The organism is Burkholderia sp. AU16482 (assembly GCF_002223285.1).
Lineage (GTDB): Bacteria > Pseudomonadota > Gammaproteobacteria > Burkholderiales > Burkholderiaceae > Burkholderia > Burkholderia semiarida.
This window is the reverse complement of sequence record NZ_NKEY01000003.1, coordinates 1,689,940-1,703,796: the sequence shown is the minus strand read 5'-3', so window position 1 is coordinate 1,703,796 and position 13,857 is coordinate 1,689,940. Positions and strand designations below refer to the sequence as shown.

At 68.0% G+C, this 13,857-nt stretch carries 10 protein-coding genes; 5 read left to right on the top strand and 5 right to left on the bottom strand.

Translation table 11 applies throughout. The features are described 5' to 3' along the window. Positions 1-11 precede the first annotated feature (11 nt). The 5 genes from dapE to CFB35_RS10475 form a co-directional block, all read right to left on the bottom strand. Positions 12-1,151: a succinyl-diaminopimelate desuccinylase gene (gene dapE, locus CFB35_RS10495; protein WP_089464917.1), complete on the bottom strand. Its 1,140-nt coding sequence runs from the start codon at positions 1,149-1,151 to the stop codon at positions 12-14. Between the two features lie 120 nt (positions 1,152-1,271). Further along, positions 1,272-1,640: an ArsC family reductase gene (locus CFB35_RS10490; RefSeq protein WP_034207673.1), complete on the bottom strand. Its 369-nt coding sequence runs from the start codon at positions 1,638-1,640 to the stop codon at positions 1,272-1,274. Beyond that, positions 1,640-2,467, bottom strand: a complete 828-nt coding sequence (gene dapD / locus CFB35_RS10485) for a 2,3,4,5-tetrahydropyridine-2,6-dicarboxylate N-succinyltransferase (RefSeq protein WP_060316818.1) — start codon at positions 2,465-2,467, stop codon at positions 1,640-1,642. The genes CFB35_RS10490 and dapD overlap by 1 nt, the downstream gene beginning before the upstream one ends. 45 nt (positions 2,468-2,512) lie before the next feature. After that, positions 2,513-3,745 (bottom strand): succinyldiaminopimelate transaminase, encoded by a 1,233-nt coding sequence (gene dapC / locus CFB35_RS10480; RefSeq protein WP_059573689.1) that lies wholly within the window; start codon positions 3,743-3,745, stop codon positions 2,513-2,515. 176 nt (positions 3,746-3,921) lie between these two features. Then, the gene (locus CFB35_RS10475; RefSeq protein ID WP_059573690.1) at positions 3,922-4,974 is read right to left on the bottom strand and encodes an RNA-guided endonuclease TnpB family protein; all 1,053 of its coding nucleotides are present in this window, start codon (positions 4,972-4,974) and stop codon (positions 3,922-3,924) included. 92 nt (positions 4,975-5,066) lie between these two features. Between CFB35_RS10475 and CFB35_RS10470 the strand changes: the two genes are divergently transcribed. The 5 genes from CFB35_RS10470 to def all read left to right on the top strand — a co-directional run bounded on the left by CFB35_RS10470 (position 5,067) and on the right by def (position 13,797). Then, positions 5,067-6,008 (top strand): DMT family transporter, encoded by a 942-nt coding sequence (locus CFB35_RS10470; RefSeq protein ID WP_089464916.1) that lies wholly within the window; start codon positions 5,067-5,069, stop codon positions 6,006-6,008. A 139-nt stretch (positions 6,009-6,147) separates the two neighbouring features. Then, positions 6,148-9,660: a chromosome segregation protein SMC gene (gene smc, locus CFB35_RS10465; RefSeq protein WP_059645383.1), complete on the top strand. Its 3,513-nt coding sequence runs from the start codon at positions 6,148-6,150 to the stop codon at positions 9,658-9,660. Between the two features lie 85 nt (positions 9,661-9,745). Then, complete coding sequence (locus CFB35_RS10460) at positions 9,746-11,026, top strand: cell division protein ZipA C-terminal FtsZ-binding domain-containing protein (RefSeq protein ID WP_089464915.1); 1,281 nt, start codon at positions 9,746-9,748, stop codon at positions 11,024-11,026. 165 nt (positions 11,027-11,191) lie between these two features. Next, positions 11,192-13,267, top strand: a complete 2,076-nt coding sequence (gene ligA, locus CFB35_RS10455; RefSeq protein WP_089464914.1) for an NAD-dependent DNA ligase LigA — start codon at positions 11,192-11,194, stop codon at positions 13,265-13,267. Continuing rightward, on the top strand, positions 13,264-13,797 hold the full coding sequence (def, locus tag CFB35_RS10450) for a peptide deformylase (RefSeq protein WP_059573695.1): 534 nt from the start codon (positions 13,264-13,266) through the stop codon (positions 13,795-13,797). Before ligA ends, def begins: the two co-directional genes overlap by 4 nt. Positions 13,798-13,857 lie beyond the last annotated feature (60 nt).

Below are 13,857 nucleotides of genomic sequence, written 5' to 3'. Positions count from 1 at the left end.
GCGAGGCTCCGTCAGGCGATCAGTTGTTCGAGCACGCGTCGGTACACGTTCTTAAGCGGGTCGACGAAGCGCAGCTCGATGTGCTCGTCGATCTTGTGGATGCTGCCGTTCGGCGGGCCGAACTCGATCACCTGCGGGCAGATGCGCGCGATGAAGCGGCCGTCCGACGTGCCGCCCGTCGTCGACAGCTCGGTCGTGATGCCGGTCTCGGCGCGGATCGCGTTTTCCAGCGCGCCCGACAGTTCGCCGCGCGGGGTGAGGAACGGCAGGCCGCTCACCGACCACTTCAGCGTGTATTCGAGGCCGTGCTTGTCGAGGATCGCATGCACGCGGGCCTGCAGGCCCTCGACCGTGCTCGCGGTCGAGAAGCGGAAGTTGAACAGCAGGTCGGCGTGGCCGGGGATCACGTTGGTCGCGCCGGTGCCGGCGTGCAGGTTCGACACCTGCCAGGTGGTCGGCGGGAAGTATTCGTTGCCGGCGTCCCACTGCTCGGCGGCGAGCTCGGCGAGCGCCGGCGCGAGCAGGTGGATCGGGTTCTTCGCGAGGTGCGGATACGCGATGTGGCCCTGCACGCCCTTGACGACCAGTTCGCCGGACATCGAGCCGCGGCGGCCGTTCTTGACGACGTCGCCGAGCTCGGCGGTCGACGTCGGTTCGCCGACGATGCAGTAGTCGAGCCGCTCGCCGCGTGCCTGCAGCAGCTCGACGACCTTCACGGTGCCGTCGGTGGCCGGGCCTTCCTCGTCGCTCGTGATCAGGAACGCGATCGCGCCGCGGTGGCCTGGATGGGCCGCGACGAATTCCTCGGACGCGACGACGAACGCCGCGAGCGACGTCTTCATGTCGGCCGCGCCGCGGCCGTACAGCTTGCCGTCGCGATGGGCGGGGATGAACGGCGGCGAGGTCCACTGTTCGAGCGGGCCGGTCGGCACGACGTCGGTGTGGCCCGCGAACACGAGCAGCTTGCCGTCACGGCCGTCGGTGCCGCGCTTGACGGCCCACAGGTTGGTCACGCCGTGCGACGCGATGGTCTCGCATTCGAAGCCGAGCGCGGCGAGGCGCTCGGTCATGATCTGCTGGCAGTGCTGGTCGTCGGGCGTCACGGACGCGCGGGCGATCAGCTGTTCGGTAAGGGCTAGGGTGGCGGACATGGTTCGGACCACTTTCGATAAAAAATGCCGGCGCGGTGGCCGGCAGCGACAGGGCGTCGGGCCAGCGCAAGCCCGTTATTAGCGTGAACAGGCCCGCCCGCAGGCGCGGCGCGGGCGGCCCTATGCGGCAAACAGCGCCGCATATTGGTCGGCCGCGAAGCCGAGCGACTTCACGCGGCCGTTGACGACGAGCACGGGGCGCTTGATGACCGACGGCTTGTGGATCATCAGCGCGACCGCGCCGGTCTTCGTTTCGGCGGCCGCCTTCATCGCGTCGTCCAGGCCGCGCCACGTCGTGCCGCGCTTGTTCACGAGCGCGTCGAGCGACACGTCCTTCAGCCAGTCTTCGATCAGCGGCGCGCTGACGCCGAGCTTCTTGAAATCGTGGAATTCGAATTCGACGCCGTGATCGTCGAGCCACACGCGGGCCTTCTTCACGGTGTCGCAGTTCGGAATGCCGTAGACGACCACGGTGTGCGGCTTCGCCATCAGTCGCCTCGCAGCAGCTCGTTCAGGCCGACCTTCGCACGCGTCTTCGCGTCGACCTTCTTGACGATCACCGCGCAGTACAGGCTGTGCGAGCCGTCCTTCGACGGCAGGTTGCCGGCGACGACGACCGAGCCGGCCGGGATGCGGCCGTAGCTGACCTCGCCCGTCTCGCGATCGTAGATCTTCGTGCTCTGGCCGAGGTACACGCCCATCGAGATCACCGAGTTTTCCTCGACGATCACGCCTTCGACGACTTCCGAGCGCGCGCCGATGAAGCAGTTGTCCTCGATGATGACCGGGTTCGCCTGCAGCGGCTCGAGCACGCCGCCGATGCCGACGCCGCCCGACAGGTGCACGTTCTTGCCGATCTGCGCGCACGAACCGACCGTCGCCCACGTGTCGACCATCGTGCCTTCGTCGACGTACGCGCCGATGTTGGTGTACGACGGCATCAGCACGACGTTCCTCGCGATGAAGGAGCCGCGGCGCGCGATGGCCGGCGGCACGACGCGGAAGCCGCCCGCGGCGAAATCCTCGGCCGTGTAGTTCGCGAACTTCGACGGCACCTTGTCGTAGAACTGCGAGTAGCCGCCGGCCGGCATCGGCGCGTTGTCCTCCAGGCGGAACGACAGCAGCACGGCCTTCTTCAGCCACTGGTGGACCGTCCAGTTGCCGTCGATTTTCTCGGCGACGCGCAGCGTGCCCTTGTCGAGTTGCTCGATCGCGTGAGCGACGGCCTCGCGGACGTCGGCGGGCGCGGCCTTCGGCGACAGCTCGGCGCGGTTTTCCCAGGCGGTATCGATGATTTGCTGAAGTTGTTGCGACATGTTCGTTTTCGCAGGAGATGGATGGAATTGATCGGGATGGACGTCTTACCGCGCGAGAGCCCGGCAGAAATCGACGATGCGTTGCGCGCCCTCGACGCATTCGGGGGTGCCCGCGACGAGCGCGATCCGGATGAAATCGCGGCCCGGGTTCGCGCCGTGCGCATCGCGCGCGAGGTACGAGCCGGGCAGAACCGTCACATTATAGTCGGCGTACAGGCGGCGGGCGAACTCGGTGTCCGACAGGCCGGTGCGCGACACGTTGGCCCACAGGTAGAACGCGGCGTCGGGCAGTTTCACGTCGATCACGTCGGCGAGCATCGGCGTGACCGTATCGAACTTCTGCCGGTACAGCGCGCGGTTCTCGCGCACGTGCGCCTCGTCGTTCCACGCGGCGATGCTCGCGTGCTGCCACACCGGCGACAGCGCGGCGCCGTGGTACGTGCGGTACAGCAGGAATTTCCTGAGCAGCGCGGCGTCGCCGGCGACGAAGCCCGAGCGCATGCCCGGCACGTTCGAGCGCTTCGACAGGCTCGAGAGCATCACGAGGCGCTCGAAGCCGCGGCCGAGGCGGTGCGCGGCCTCGAGGCCGCCGAGCGGGGGCGCGGCTTCGTCGAAATAGATTTCCGAATAGCACTCGTCGGACGCGATCACGAAACCGTGGCGGTCGGACAGCGCGAACAGCTCGCGCCAGTCGTCGAGCGTCAGCACGGCGCCTGTCGGGTTGCCCGGCGAGCACACGTACAGCAGCTGCGTGCGCGCCCACACGTCGTCGGGCACGGCCGCGTAGTCGCACGCGAAGTTGCGGGCCGGGTCGCTGTTCGCGAAATAGGGTTCGGCACCGGCCAGGAGCGCCGCGCCTTCGTAAATTTGATAGAAAGGATTCGGACAGAGTACGATCGCCTTCTTGCCGTCCGCGGTCAGGCGCGCGTCGATCACGGTCTGCGCGAGCGAGAAGAGCGCCTCGCGCGAGCCCGACACCGGCAGCACCTGCGTGGCCGGATCGACGGCCGGCAGCCCGTAGCGGCGCTCGAGCCAGCGTGCGATCGACGTGCGCAGCGCGTCCGAGCCGGCGGTGGCCGGATACGACGCGAGGCCGTCGAGCGCGGCCACCACGGCGTCGCGAATCAGCGCCGGCGTCGCGTGTTTGGGCTCGCCGATGCCGAAGCTGATCGGTTTCAGGTCGCCGGAAGGCGTCACGTCCTTGAACAGGGCGCGCAGCTTTTCGAAGGGATAGGGCTGGAGCGAGTCGAGTCGAGGGTTCACGGGCGAAGCGGCCATCGCGGCCGGTTGGAGCGAAAGAAGCGGCGGGCGCGCCGCGCGGCTGCGAACGGCGCCTCGGGCGCGCGGGTCGCAGCGGATGATTATAGCGTGACGGAATGCGGTCACGGCCTGCCGGCGCGGCGGCCGGGGCCGCTCGAATAAAGGGTATCGAACCAATTGACGTCCTCGTCCGCCTAAAGGCGGAGGATTCCCACACCTGGCGATGCACGTCCGCATCGGAGAATGTTCAGCGCAGCGTTGATATCACGATCATGTTCGACACCACAGTCACTGCAGGTCCACTCTCTTATTCGCAGTCCCGCGATACCTTTCGGCCGCGTCGTGCTGTCTTGCGACCCGCACGACGAACAGGACTGGGTCGAACCGCTTTCGTCGACTTCCTCGAACGTGGCCCCGTGCGCGATCGCTTTGTAGCGGAGCTTGTTTCGGAAGGACGACCAGGATGCGTCGTAGACGCTCTTCGCCATCCTGGTTCTGGCAAGTTTGACGGCAGATACGTCGCCGACAGCGATGTAATCGAAACGCCGCACCAGATCGAGCGCGAGCTTATGCTGGAAATCGGCACGGGCATTCGCGACCTTGGCGTGCAACTTCGCGATATGACGCTTGTGCTTTCGCGCCCGTTGCGCTTTCGCCAGCTTTTCCGCCGCCCGTCGACCGAACTGTTCATTGGGCAGCTTCTCGCCGGTCGAAAGTGTGGCGAAGTCTTTCAGACCGAGATCGATGCCGACGCCGGAACGGATCGGGCGGGCCTGCACATCGGGCATCTCGATCACGATGTTCAGGAACCAGTTGCCGCGCGCATCCTGCGCAAAGTTGGTCCCGTCCTTGATCTTGCCTTCGGGAAGCGGTCGGCTGTTGAACACGCGAAACGTGTTGCCGGCGAAACGGAACGCGTCACCCTCGCGCTTCAGGTCACGGCCCTTCAGCGGCACCCAGCCCAGCGATTTCCTGCCGCGATAGCGCAGGTAGGGCCGTCGGTGCTGACTGCGCGACTTCGCATATTGCTCGCACGTCGCGTTGATCGTGCCGGAGTGGATGCCGAGTTCCTTGCTGCTCCCCGTCGTCAGCACGTTCAGATCGAACCCCGTCGGCCACTTCTTGCTCCACTTGAGCGCGTGCTTCTGCGTGTCATTGCAGAAGTTCCAGACGTAGTTCACCGCGCGGCTCTGCTTGTTAAGCAGTCCGTTGAGCGATTTCACCCGGTAGCGGTAGACAAGGATCATGCCGGTGATCCTAACCTGTGGGAAAAGCTGCCTGTCAACAGCACGCCTTTCCTTCCCGCCATCAATGGCGGGGTTTCTCGGAGCAAATTCTGATGAACAACGCGGTACGCGGCAGCCTGCCGACGCTGGCCATCCTGATCGGCGCGTCGGTATGGGGCCTGATCTGGTATCCGCTGCGGATCCTCGCGTCGCTCGGCGTGACGGGCACGCTGGCCAGCGCGCTGACGAGCCTCGTCGCATTCCTGTTCGTGATCGTCGCGCGGCGCCGCACGATCGCGACGCTGCGCTGGCACTGGGTGCTGCCGGGCATCGCGGTGACGGCCGGCGTGACGAACCTCGGTTTCGTGTGGGGCACGATCCACGGCGAGGTGCTGCGCGTGATGCTGCTGTTCTACCTGACGCCGGCCTGGACCGCGATCTACGCGCACTTCCTGCTGCGCGAGCGGCTGACCTGGGCCGGCGCGGGGCTCGCGGCGCTGTCGATCGGCGGCGCGATGCTGATGCTGTGGTCGCCGGCGCTCGGCTTGCCGCTGCCGGCCAACCCGGCCGAATGGGCGGGCCTCGCGGCCGGCCTGAGCTTCGCGCTGAGCAACGTGCTGGTGATCAAGGCGAGCCGCGAGCTGCCCGACATGCGCGCGGAAATGCGCACCGCGACGCTGTTCGGCGGCGCGGCCGTGTTCGGCGCGATCGCGTCGCTGTTCGAGGGGCTGCCGGCCGCGCCGGCGAGCGGCCAGCTTGGCGTGGCCGCATTGATCATCGCGGCGATCGGCGTGACGATGGCGTCGAACAACCTGCTCGTCCAGTACGGCCTCGCGCGTGTGCCGGCGAACCGTGCATCGATCATCATGCTGTTCGAGATCGTGATCACCGCGCTGTCCGCGTGGGTGTTCGCGAACGAGCTGCCGAGCGCGCGCGAGTGGGCGGGCGGCGGGTGCATCGTGCTGGCGACGCTGCTGTCGAGCCGGGTCCATCGCGCCGCGCCGGCGCCGGACAAACCCGGCGACGGTCGGGACGGCGCACGCGCGATGGTATGATGGAAGTCGTTTGCGGGGCCCAACGCTGGATGCGCGCGGCCCCGTTTTTGAATTCCGGGGCGCGTGGCGCGCAGGGGCTCTCCGGCCCCGCGCCGTGCGGCCCCGTCCGTCTCACACCTTCTTCACATCCGATACCGCCGTGCGTCTGAGCTCGATCAAACTCGCTGGCTTCAAATCCTTCGTCGATCCCACGCATTTCCAGGTTCCGGGCCAGCTCGTCGGCGTGGTCGGCCCGAACGGATGCGGCAAGTCCAACATCATCGATGCCGTGCGCTGGGTGCTCGGCGAGTCGCGCGCGTCCGAGCTGCGCGGCGAATCGATGCAGGACGTGATCTTCAACGGTTCGACCGCCCGCAAGCCCGGCAGCCGGGCCAGCGTCGAACTGATCTTCGACAACTCCGACGGCCGTGCGGCCGGGCAGTGGGGCCAGTACGGCGAAATCGCCGTCAAGCGCGTGCTGACGCGCGACGGCACGTCGAGCTACTACATCAACAACCTGCCGGCGCGCCGCCGCGACATCCAGGACATCTTCCTCGGCACGGGCCTCGGGCCGCGCGCGTACGCGATCATCGGGCAGGGCATGATCGCGCGGATCATCGAGGCGAAGCCCGAAGAGCTGCGCGTGTTCCTCGAGGAAGCCGCCGGCGTGTCGAAGTACAAGGAACGCCGCCGCGAAACCGAGAACCGTCTGCACGACACGCGCGAGAACCTGACGCGCGTCGAGGACATCGTCCGCGAACTCGGCGCGAACCTCGAAAAGCTCGAGGCGCAGGCGGTGGTCGCGACCAAGTACAAGGAGCTCGTCGCCGACGGCGAGGAGAAGCAGCGCCTCTTGTGGCTGCTGCGCAAGAACGAGGCCGCGGGCGAGCAGCAGAAGCAGCAGCGTGCGATCGAACAGGCGCAGATCGACCTCGAGGCGCAGACGGCCAAGCTGCGCGAAGTCGAGGCGCAGCTCGAGACGCTGCGCGTCGCGCACTACTCGGCGAGCGACGCGATGCAGGGCGCGCAGGGCGCGCTCTACGAGGCGAACGCCGAGGTGAGCCGCCTCGAAGCGGAAATCAAGTTCATCGTCGAATCGCGCAATCGCGTGCAGGCGCAGATCGCCGCGCTGAACGCGCAGCGCGAGCAGTGGCGCGCGCAGGCCGAGAAGTCGCAGGACGAGCTCGAGGAAGCCGAAGAGGCGCGCGCGATGGCCGACGAGAAGGCCGCGCTCGCCGAAGACAACGCGGCCGCGAAGCACGATGCGCTGCCGGCGCTCGAAGCGAAGTGGCGCGACGCGCAGGCGCAGCTCAACGACGAGCGCGCGCGGATCGCGCAGACCGAGCAGTCGCTGAAGCTCGAAGCCGCGCACCAGCGCAACGCCGACCAGCAGCTCCAGCAGCTTCAGCAGCGCCACGAGCGCCTGAAGAGCGAAGCGGGCGGGCTCGACGCGCCGGACGAGACGCAGCTCGAAGAGCTGCGTATGCAGTTGGCCGAGCAGGAAGAGATTCTCGCTGAAGCGCAGGCGCGCCTCGCGGACGCGCAGGAAACGGTGCCGCGCCTCGACGGCGAACGTCGTGCCGCGCAGGAGCGCGTGCAGGCCGAAGCCGCGCAGATCCACCAGCTCGAGGCGCGCCTCGCCGCGCTGAAGCAGCTGCAGGAGAACGTGCAGACCGAAGGCAAGGTGCAGCCGTGGCTTGACAAGCACGAGCTCGGCGCGCTGCCGCGGCTGTGGAAGAAGCTGCACGTCGAGGCCGGCTGGGAAGCGGCGCTCGAGGCCGTGCTGCGCGAGCGCCTCGCCGCGCTCGAAGTGTCGAATCTCGACTGGGTGAAGGCATTCGCGGCCGACGCGCCGCCCGCGAAGCTCGCGTTCTACGCGCCGCCCGCGGCCGGCGAGCCGCCCGCCGCGGCGGCCGGGCTGCGGCCGGTGCTGTCGCTCGTGCGCATCGACGACGCCGGTATCCGCGCGGTGCTGAACGACTGGCTCGGCAACGTGTACGTCGCTGACGACGTCGCGCAGGCGCTCGCCACGCGCACGCAGTTGCCGGCAGGCGGCGCGTTCGTCGTCAAGGCCGGCCACATCGTCACGCGCGTCGGCGTGCAGCTGTACGCGGCCGATTCGGAGCAGGCCGGGATGCTGGCCCGCCAGCAGGAAATCGAAAACCTGACACGCCAGGTGCGCGCGCAGGCGCTGCTCGCCGACGAGGCGCGCACGGCGGCCGTGCGGGCGGAAGCCGCGCACACGCAGGCCACGCAGGCGCTCGGCGACGTGCGCGCGCAGGCCGAGCGCGCGACGCAGCGCGTGCATGCGCTGCAGATGGACGTGCTGAAGCTCGCGCAGGCGCACGAGCGTTATACGCAGCGCAGCACGCAGATCCGCGAGGAACTCGAGGAAATCGGCGCGCAGATCGAGGAGCAGCGTGCATTGCGCGCGGAGTCGGAAGCGAATTTCGAGCGCTTCGACGGCGAGCTCGCGGAACTGCAGGCGCGCTTCGAGGACAACCAGCTCGCGTTCGAGTCGCTCGACGAATCGCTGACGCAGGCGCGTCAGGAAGCGCGCGACCTGGAGCGCGGCGCGAACGACGCGCGCTTTGCCGCACGCAACGCGGCGACCCGCATCGACGAACTCAAGCGCACGATCCAGGTCGCGCACGAGCAGAGCGAGCGCGTCGCCGCGTCGCTGGAAGACGCGCGCGCCGAACTCGAGACGATCAACGAGCAGACCGCGCACACGGGCCTGCAGGACGCGCTCGAGATTCGCGCGGTGAAGGAGGAAGCGCTGCAGGCCGCGCGCATCGAGCTCGACGACCTGACCGCGAAGCTGCGCGCGTCGGACGAGCAACGGCTCGTCGCCGAGCGTTCGCTGCAACCGCTGCGCGACCGCATCACCGAGCTGCAGTTGAAGGAGCAGGCCGCGCGCCTGTCCGTCGAGCAGTTCGCCGAGCAGCTCGCGGCCGCCGAGGTCGACGAGGCCGCGCTGGCCGCGAAGCTGACGCCGGATCTCAAGCCGTCGTACCTGCAGGGCGAAGTCACGCGCCTGAACAACGCGATCAACGCGCTCGGGCCGGTGAACATGGCCGCGCTCGACGAGCTGAAGGCCGCGAGCGAACGCAAGGTGTTCCTCGACGCGCAGTCGGCCGACCTGATCGACGCGATCACGACGCTCGAGGACGCGATCCACAAGATCGACCAGGAGACCCGCACGCTGCTGCAGGGCACCTTCGACGAGGTGAACCGTCATTTCAGCGATCTGTTCCCGCGCCTGTTCGGCGGCGGGCAGGCGAAGCTGATCATGACGGGCGACGAGATTCTCGATGCCGGCGTGCAGGTGATGGCGCAGCCGCCGGGCAAGAAGAACGCGACGATTCACCTGCTGTCGGGCGGCGAGAAGGCGCTGACCGCGACCGCGCTGGTGTTCGCGATGTTCCAGTTGAACCCGGCGCCATTCTGTCTGCTCGACGAGGTCGACGCGCCGCTGGACGATGCGAACACCGAGCGTTTCGCGAATCTCGTGCGCGCGATGTCCGACAAGACGCAGTTCCTGTTCATCTCGCACAACAAGATCGCGATGGAAATGGCGCAGCAGCTGATCGGCGTGACGATGCAGGAGCAGGGCGTGTCGCGGATCGTCGCGGTGGACATGGAAACTGCCGCGGGTTTTGCCCAGAATTGACGTTTGACGAAACCGGACCGCGTTCGCGCGGCGCATGGGCGCCCGTTCGCGGTCCCGACGAAAAAGAATTGCTGATGGAGCGTGCATGGACGAGTTGACACTCGGTTTGATCGGCGCGGGCGCCGTCGTGGTGGGCGGCGTCGTGGTCTACAACGCATGGCAGGGCGCGAAAGTGCGGCGCAGGATGCCGCGCCCGATGCCGGAGGAAGCGGCCGAGGCGATGAACCGCCCCGAGCGCGACGAAGAGCCGCCGTTCATCGAGCCGGTGCGTCAGCCGGTGCGTCGCGAGCCCGCGGCGCCGGTCTCCGCGGGTACGGCGGCCACGGCCGAAGCCGCGCGCGTCGAGCCCACCTTCGGTGCGGCCGCGGGCGGCGCCGCGCCGGCCGATACGCCGGCCGACCTGCAGGCCGAGGCGACGGGCGTCGACACGTCGGCCCCACCGACCGAACCGGCCGCGGGCGAGCAGGCCGTGCCCGCCGCCACGCACGAGGCGGCGGCCGAGCCGACCGAACCGGTGTTGCCGGCCGCGACGACGATCTCGTCGGCGCCGCCCGCGATCGTCGATCGCCGGATCGACTGCATCGTGCCGATCCGTCTCACCGGGCCGCTGCCGGGCGACAAGATCCTGCCGGTCGCGCAGCGGCTGCGCCGCGCGGGCAGCAAGCCCGTGCACATCGAAGGCAAGCCGGAAGGCGGCCAATGGGAGCTGCTGCAGAACGGCGTGCGCTACGAAGAGCTGCGCGCGGCCGCGCAGCTCGCGAACCGCGGCGGCGCGCTGAACGAGCTCGAATTCTCCGAATTCGTGACGGGCGTCCAGCAGTTCGCCGACGCGATCGACGGCGCGCCGGAATTCCCGGACATGATGGAAACGGTCGCGATGGCGCGCGAGCTCGACGCGTTTGCCGCGCAGTGCGATGCGCAACTGTCGATCAACGTGATGTCGGACGGCGCGCCGTGGTCCGCGAACTACGTGCAGGCGGTCGCGTCGCAGGACGGGCTGCTGCTGTCGCGCGACGGCACGCGCTTCGTGAAGCTCGACGCGAAACAGAATCCGGTGTTCATGCTGCAGTTCGGCGATACGAACTTCCTGCGCGACGACCTGACGTACAAGGGCGGCAACATGATCACGCTGGTGCTCGACGTGCCGGTGGCCGAAGAGGACATCCTGCCGTTCCGGCTGATGTGCGATTACGCGAAGTCGCTGTCCGAGCGGATCGGCGCGCGCGTCGTCGACGATTCGCGCCGGCCGCTGCCGGAGTCGACGCTGCTCGCGATCGAGCAGCAGTTGATGAAGCTGTACGCGAAGCTCGAGGAAGCCGGCATTCCGGCCGGTTCGCCGGTCACGCGCCGCCTCTTCAGCCAGTAACGCGATCGCGCGGACGGCGGCGCCTGGCGCCGTCGTTCGTCGGCGCGGCGCACACCGCTCGGTGTGCGCCGCAGCATGCCATCGGGCCCGCATTGCGCACCCCGCCGCGGCGTCAAACTGAGATAATCGGACATCCGATTTTTTCAGAACGAATCTGCCGCCAGCATGGCCCGAACCCAAGCCGAACCGCCAGCCAGCCAGCCCGACGCGCGCGCCGCGTGGCTGCGCGACCAACTCGAGCGGGCGAACCACGCCTATTACGTGCTCGATCAGCCGGATCTGCCCGACGCCGAATACGACCGGCTGTTCCGTGAGCTGCAGCAGCTCGAAACCGACCATCCCGAACTCGTGACGCCCGATTCGCCGACGCAGCGCGTCGGCGGCGAAGCGGCCGGCGGCTTCACGCCGGTCGTCCACGATGCGCCGATGCTGTCGCTGAACAACGGCTTCGCCGACGAGGACATCGTCGCGTTCGACAAGCGCGTCGCCGACGCGCTCGCCAAGACGACCGATCTCGCCGGCTCGGTGACGGACCCCGTCGAATACGCGTGCGAACTGAAGTTCGACGGCCTCGCGATTTCGCTGCGCTACGAGCAGGGCGTGTTCGTGCAGGCGGCGACGCGCGGCGACGGGACGACGGGCGAGGACGTGACCCAGAACGTGCGCACGATCCGCTCGATTCCGCTGAAGCTGAAGGGCAAGCACGTGCCGGCCGTGCTCGACGTGCGCGGCGAGGTGCTGATGTTCAAGCGCGATTTCGCGCGCCTGAACGAACGCCAGCGCGCGGCCGAGCAGCGCGAATTCGCAAACCCGCGCAACGCGGCGGCCGGCAGCCTGCGCCAGCTCGACTCGAAGATCACCGCGCAGCGGCCGCTGTCGTTCTTCGCATACGGGATCGGCGTGCTCGACGGGATGCCGATGCCCGACACGCACAGCGCGCTGCTCGACTGGTACGAGTCGCTCGGCCTGCCGGTGAACCGCGAGCGCGCGGTCGTGCACGGCGCCGAAGGCCTGCTCGACTTCTTCCGCAAGGTGGGCGAGAAGCGAGAGTCGCTGCCGTACGACATCGACGGTGTCGTCTACAAGGTCAACCGGCGCGACGAGCAGGAGCGCCTCGGTTTCGTGTCGCGCGCGCCGCGCTTCGCGCTTGCACACAAGTTCCCCGCGCAGGAAGCGCTGACGAAGCTCGTCGCGATCGACGTGCAGGTCGGCCGCACCGGCGCGATCACGCCGGTCGCGCGTCTCGAGCCGGTGTTCGTCGGCGGCGCGACCGTGACCAACGCGACGCTGCACAACGAGGACGAAGTGCGCCGCAAGGACATCCGGATCGGCGACACCGTGATCGTGCGCCGCGCGGGCGACGTGATTCCGGAAGTGGTTGGCGCGCTGCTCGACCGGCGCCCGGCGGATGCGGCCGAATTCGTGATGCCGACCGAATGCCCGGTGTGCGGCTCGAAGATCGAGCGCCTGCCGGACGAGGCGATCGCGCGCTGTACGGGCGGGCTGTTCTGCCCGGCGCAGCGCAAGCAGGCGCTGTGGCATTTCGCGCAGCGCCGCGCGCTCGACATCGACGGCCTCGGCGAGAAGATCATCGACCAGCTCGTCGAGCTGAATCTGGTGCGCACGCCGGCCGACCTGTTCAATCTCGGCTTCGCGACGCTGGCCGAACTCGACCGGTTCGCCGAGAAATCCGCGCAGAATCTGCTCGATTCGCTCGAGAAGGCGAAGCATACGACGCTCGCGCGCTTCATCTACGGGCTCGGCATCCGCCATGTCGGCGAATCGACCGCGAAGGATCTCGCGAAGCATTTCGGTTCGCTGACGCCGATCATGGACGCGTCGATCGAGGAACTGCTCGAAGTCAACGACGTCGGGCCGATCGTCGCCGAGTCGATCCACCAGTTCTTCGCGGAAGAACACAACCGGACCGTGATCGAGCAGTTGCGCGCGCCCGGCAAGGTCACGTGGCCGGAAGGGCCGCCCGCGCCGAAGGCGCCGCAGGGCGTGCTGGCCGGCAAGACGGTCGTGCTGACGGGCACGCTGCCGACTCTCACGCGCGATGCGGCGAAGGAAATGCTCGAAGCGGCGGGCGCCAAGGTGGCCGGTTCGGTGTCGAAGAAGACGGATTACGTGGTCGCGGGCGCCGAAGCCGGCAGCAAGCTCGCGAAGGCCGAGGAACTCGGCATCCCAGTGCTGGACGAAGACGGTCTGCACCAACTCCTGGAGGGCAATACGCCATGATTCGCGAGATCCTGAAGATGGGCGATCCGCGCCTGCTCGAAATCGCCCAACCGGTCGAGCGGTTCGATACCCCCGAGCTGCACGAGATCGTCGCGGACATGTTCGAGACGATGCATCACGCGAACGGCGCTGGGCTGGCCGCGCCGCAGATCGGCATCGGGCTGCAGATCATCATCTTCGGCTTCGGCAACAACAACCGCTATCCGGACGCGCCGCCGGTGCCCGAGACCGTGCTGATCAACCCGAAGATCGAGTACCTGCCGCCGGACATGGAAGAGGGCTGGGAAGGCTGCCTGTCGGTGCCGGGCATGCGCGGCGTCGTCAGCCGCTACGCGAAGGTGCGCTACAGCGGTTACGACCAGTTCGGCCAGAAGATCGATCGCGTCGCCGAAGGATTCCACGCGCGCGTGGTCCAGCACGAATACGATCACCTCATCGGCAAGCTGTATCCGATGCGGATTACCGACTTCACGCGCTTCGGCTTCACCGAGGTGCTGTTCCCGGGGCTCGATCCGGCCGACGACGACTGATCGTCCGCGCTTTGCGCGGAAACGAAAAAGCCCGCGCAAGCGGGCTTCGTCATGGCGGGG

Coding starts and splice junctions, on each gene's coding strand:
- CFB35_RS10470 (WP_089464916.1), top strand. CDS start 5,067: ATGAACAACGCGGTACGCGGCAGCCTGCCGACGCTGGCCATCCTGATC.
- dapE (WP_089464917.1), bottom strand. CDS start 1,151: ATGTCCGCCACCCTAGCCCTTACCGAACAGCTGATCGCCCGCGCGTCC.
- dapC (WP_059573689.1), bottom strand. CDS start 3,745: ATGGCCGCTTCGCCCGTGAACCCTCGACTCGACTCGCTCCAGCCCTAT.
- def (WP_059573695.1), top strand. CDS start 13,264: ATGATTCGCGAGATCCTGAAGATGGGCGATCCGCGCCTGCTCGAAATC.
- ligA (WP_089464914.1), top strand. CDS start 11,192: ATGGCCCGAACCCAAGCCGAACCGCCAGCCAGCCAGCCCGACGCGCGC.
- CFB35_RS10460 (WP_089464915.1), top strand. CDS start 9,746: ATGGACGAGTTGACACTCGGTTTGATCGGCGCGGGCGCCGTCGTGGTG.
- CFB35_RS10490 (WP_034207673.1), bottom strand. CDS start 1,640: ATGGCGAAGCCGCACACCGTGGTCGTCTACGGCATTCCGAACTGCGAC.
- dapD (WP_060316818.1), bottom strand. CDS start 2,467: ATGTCGCAACAACTTCAGCAAATCATCGATACCGCCTGGGAAAACCGC.
- CFB35_RS10475 (WP_059573690.1), bottom strand. CDS start 4,974: ATGATCCTTGTCTACCGCTACCGGGTGAAATCGCTCAACGGACTGCTT.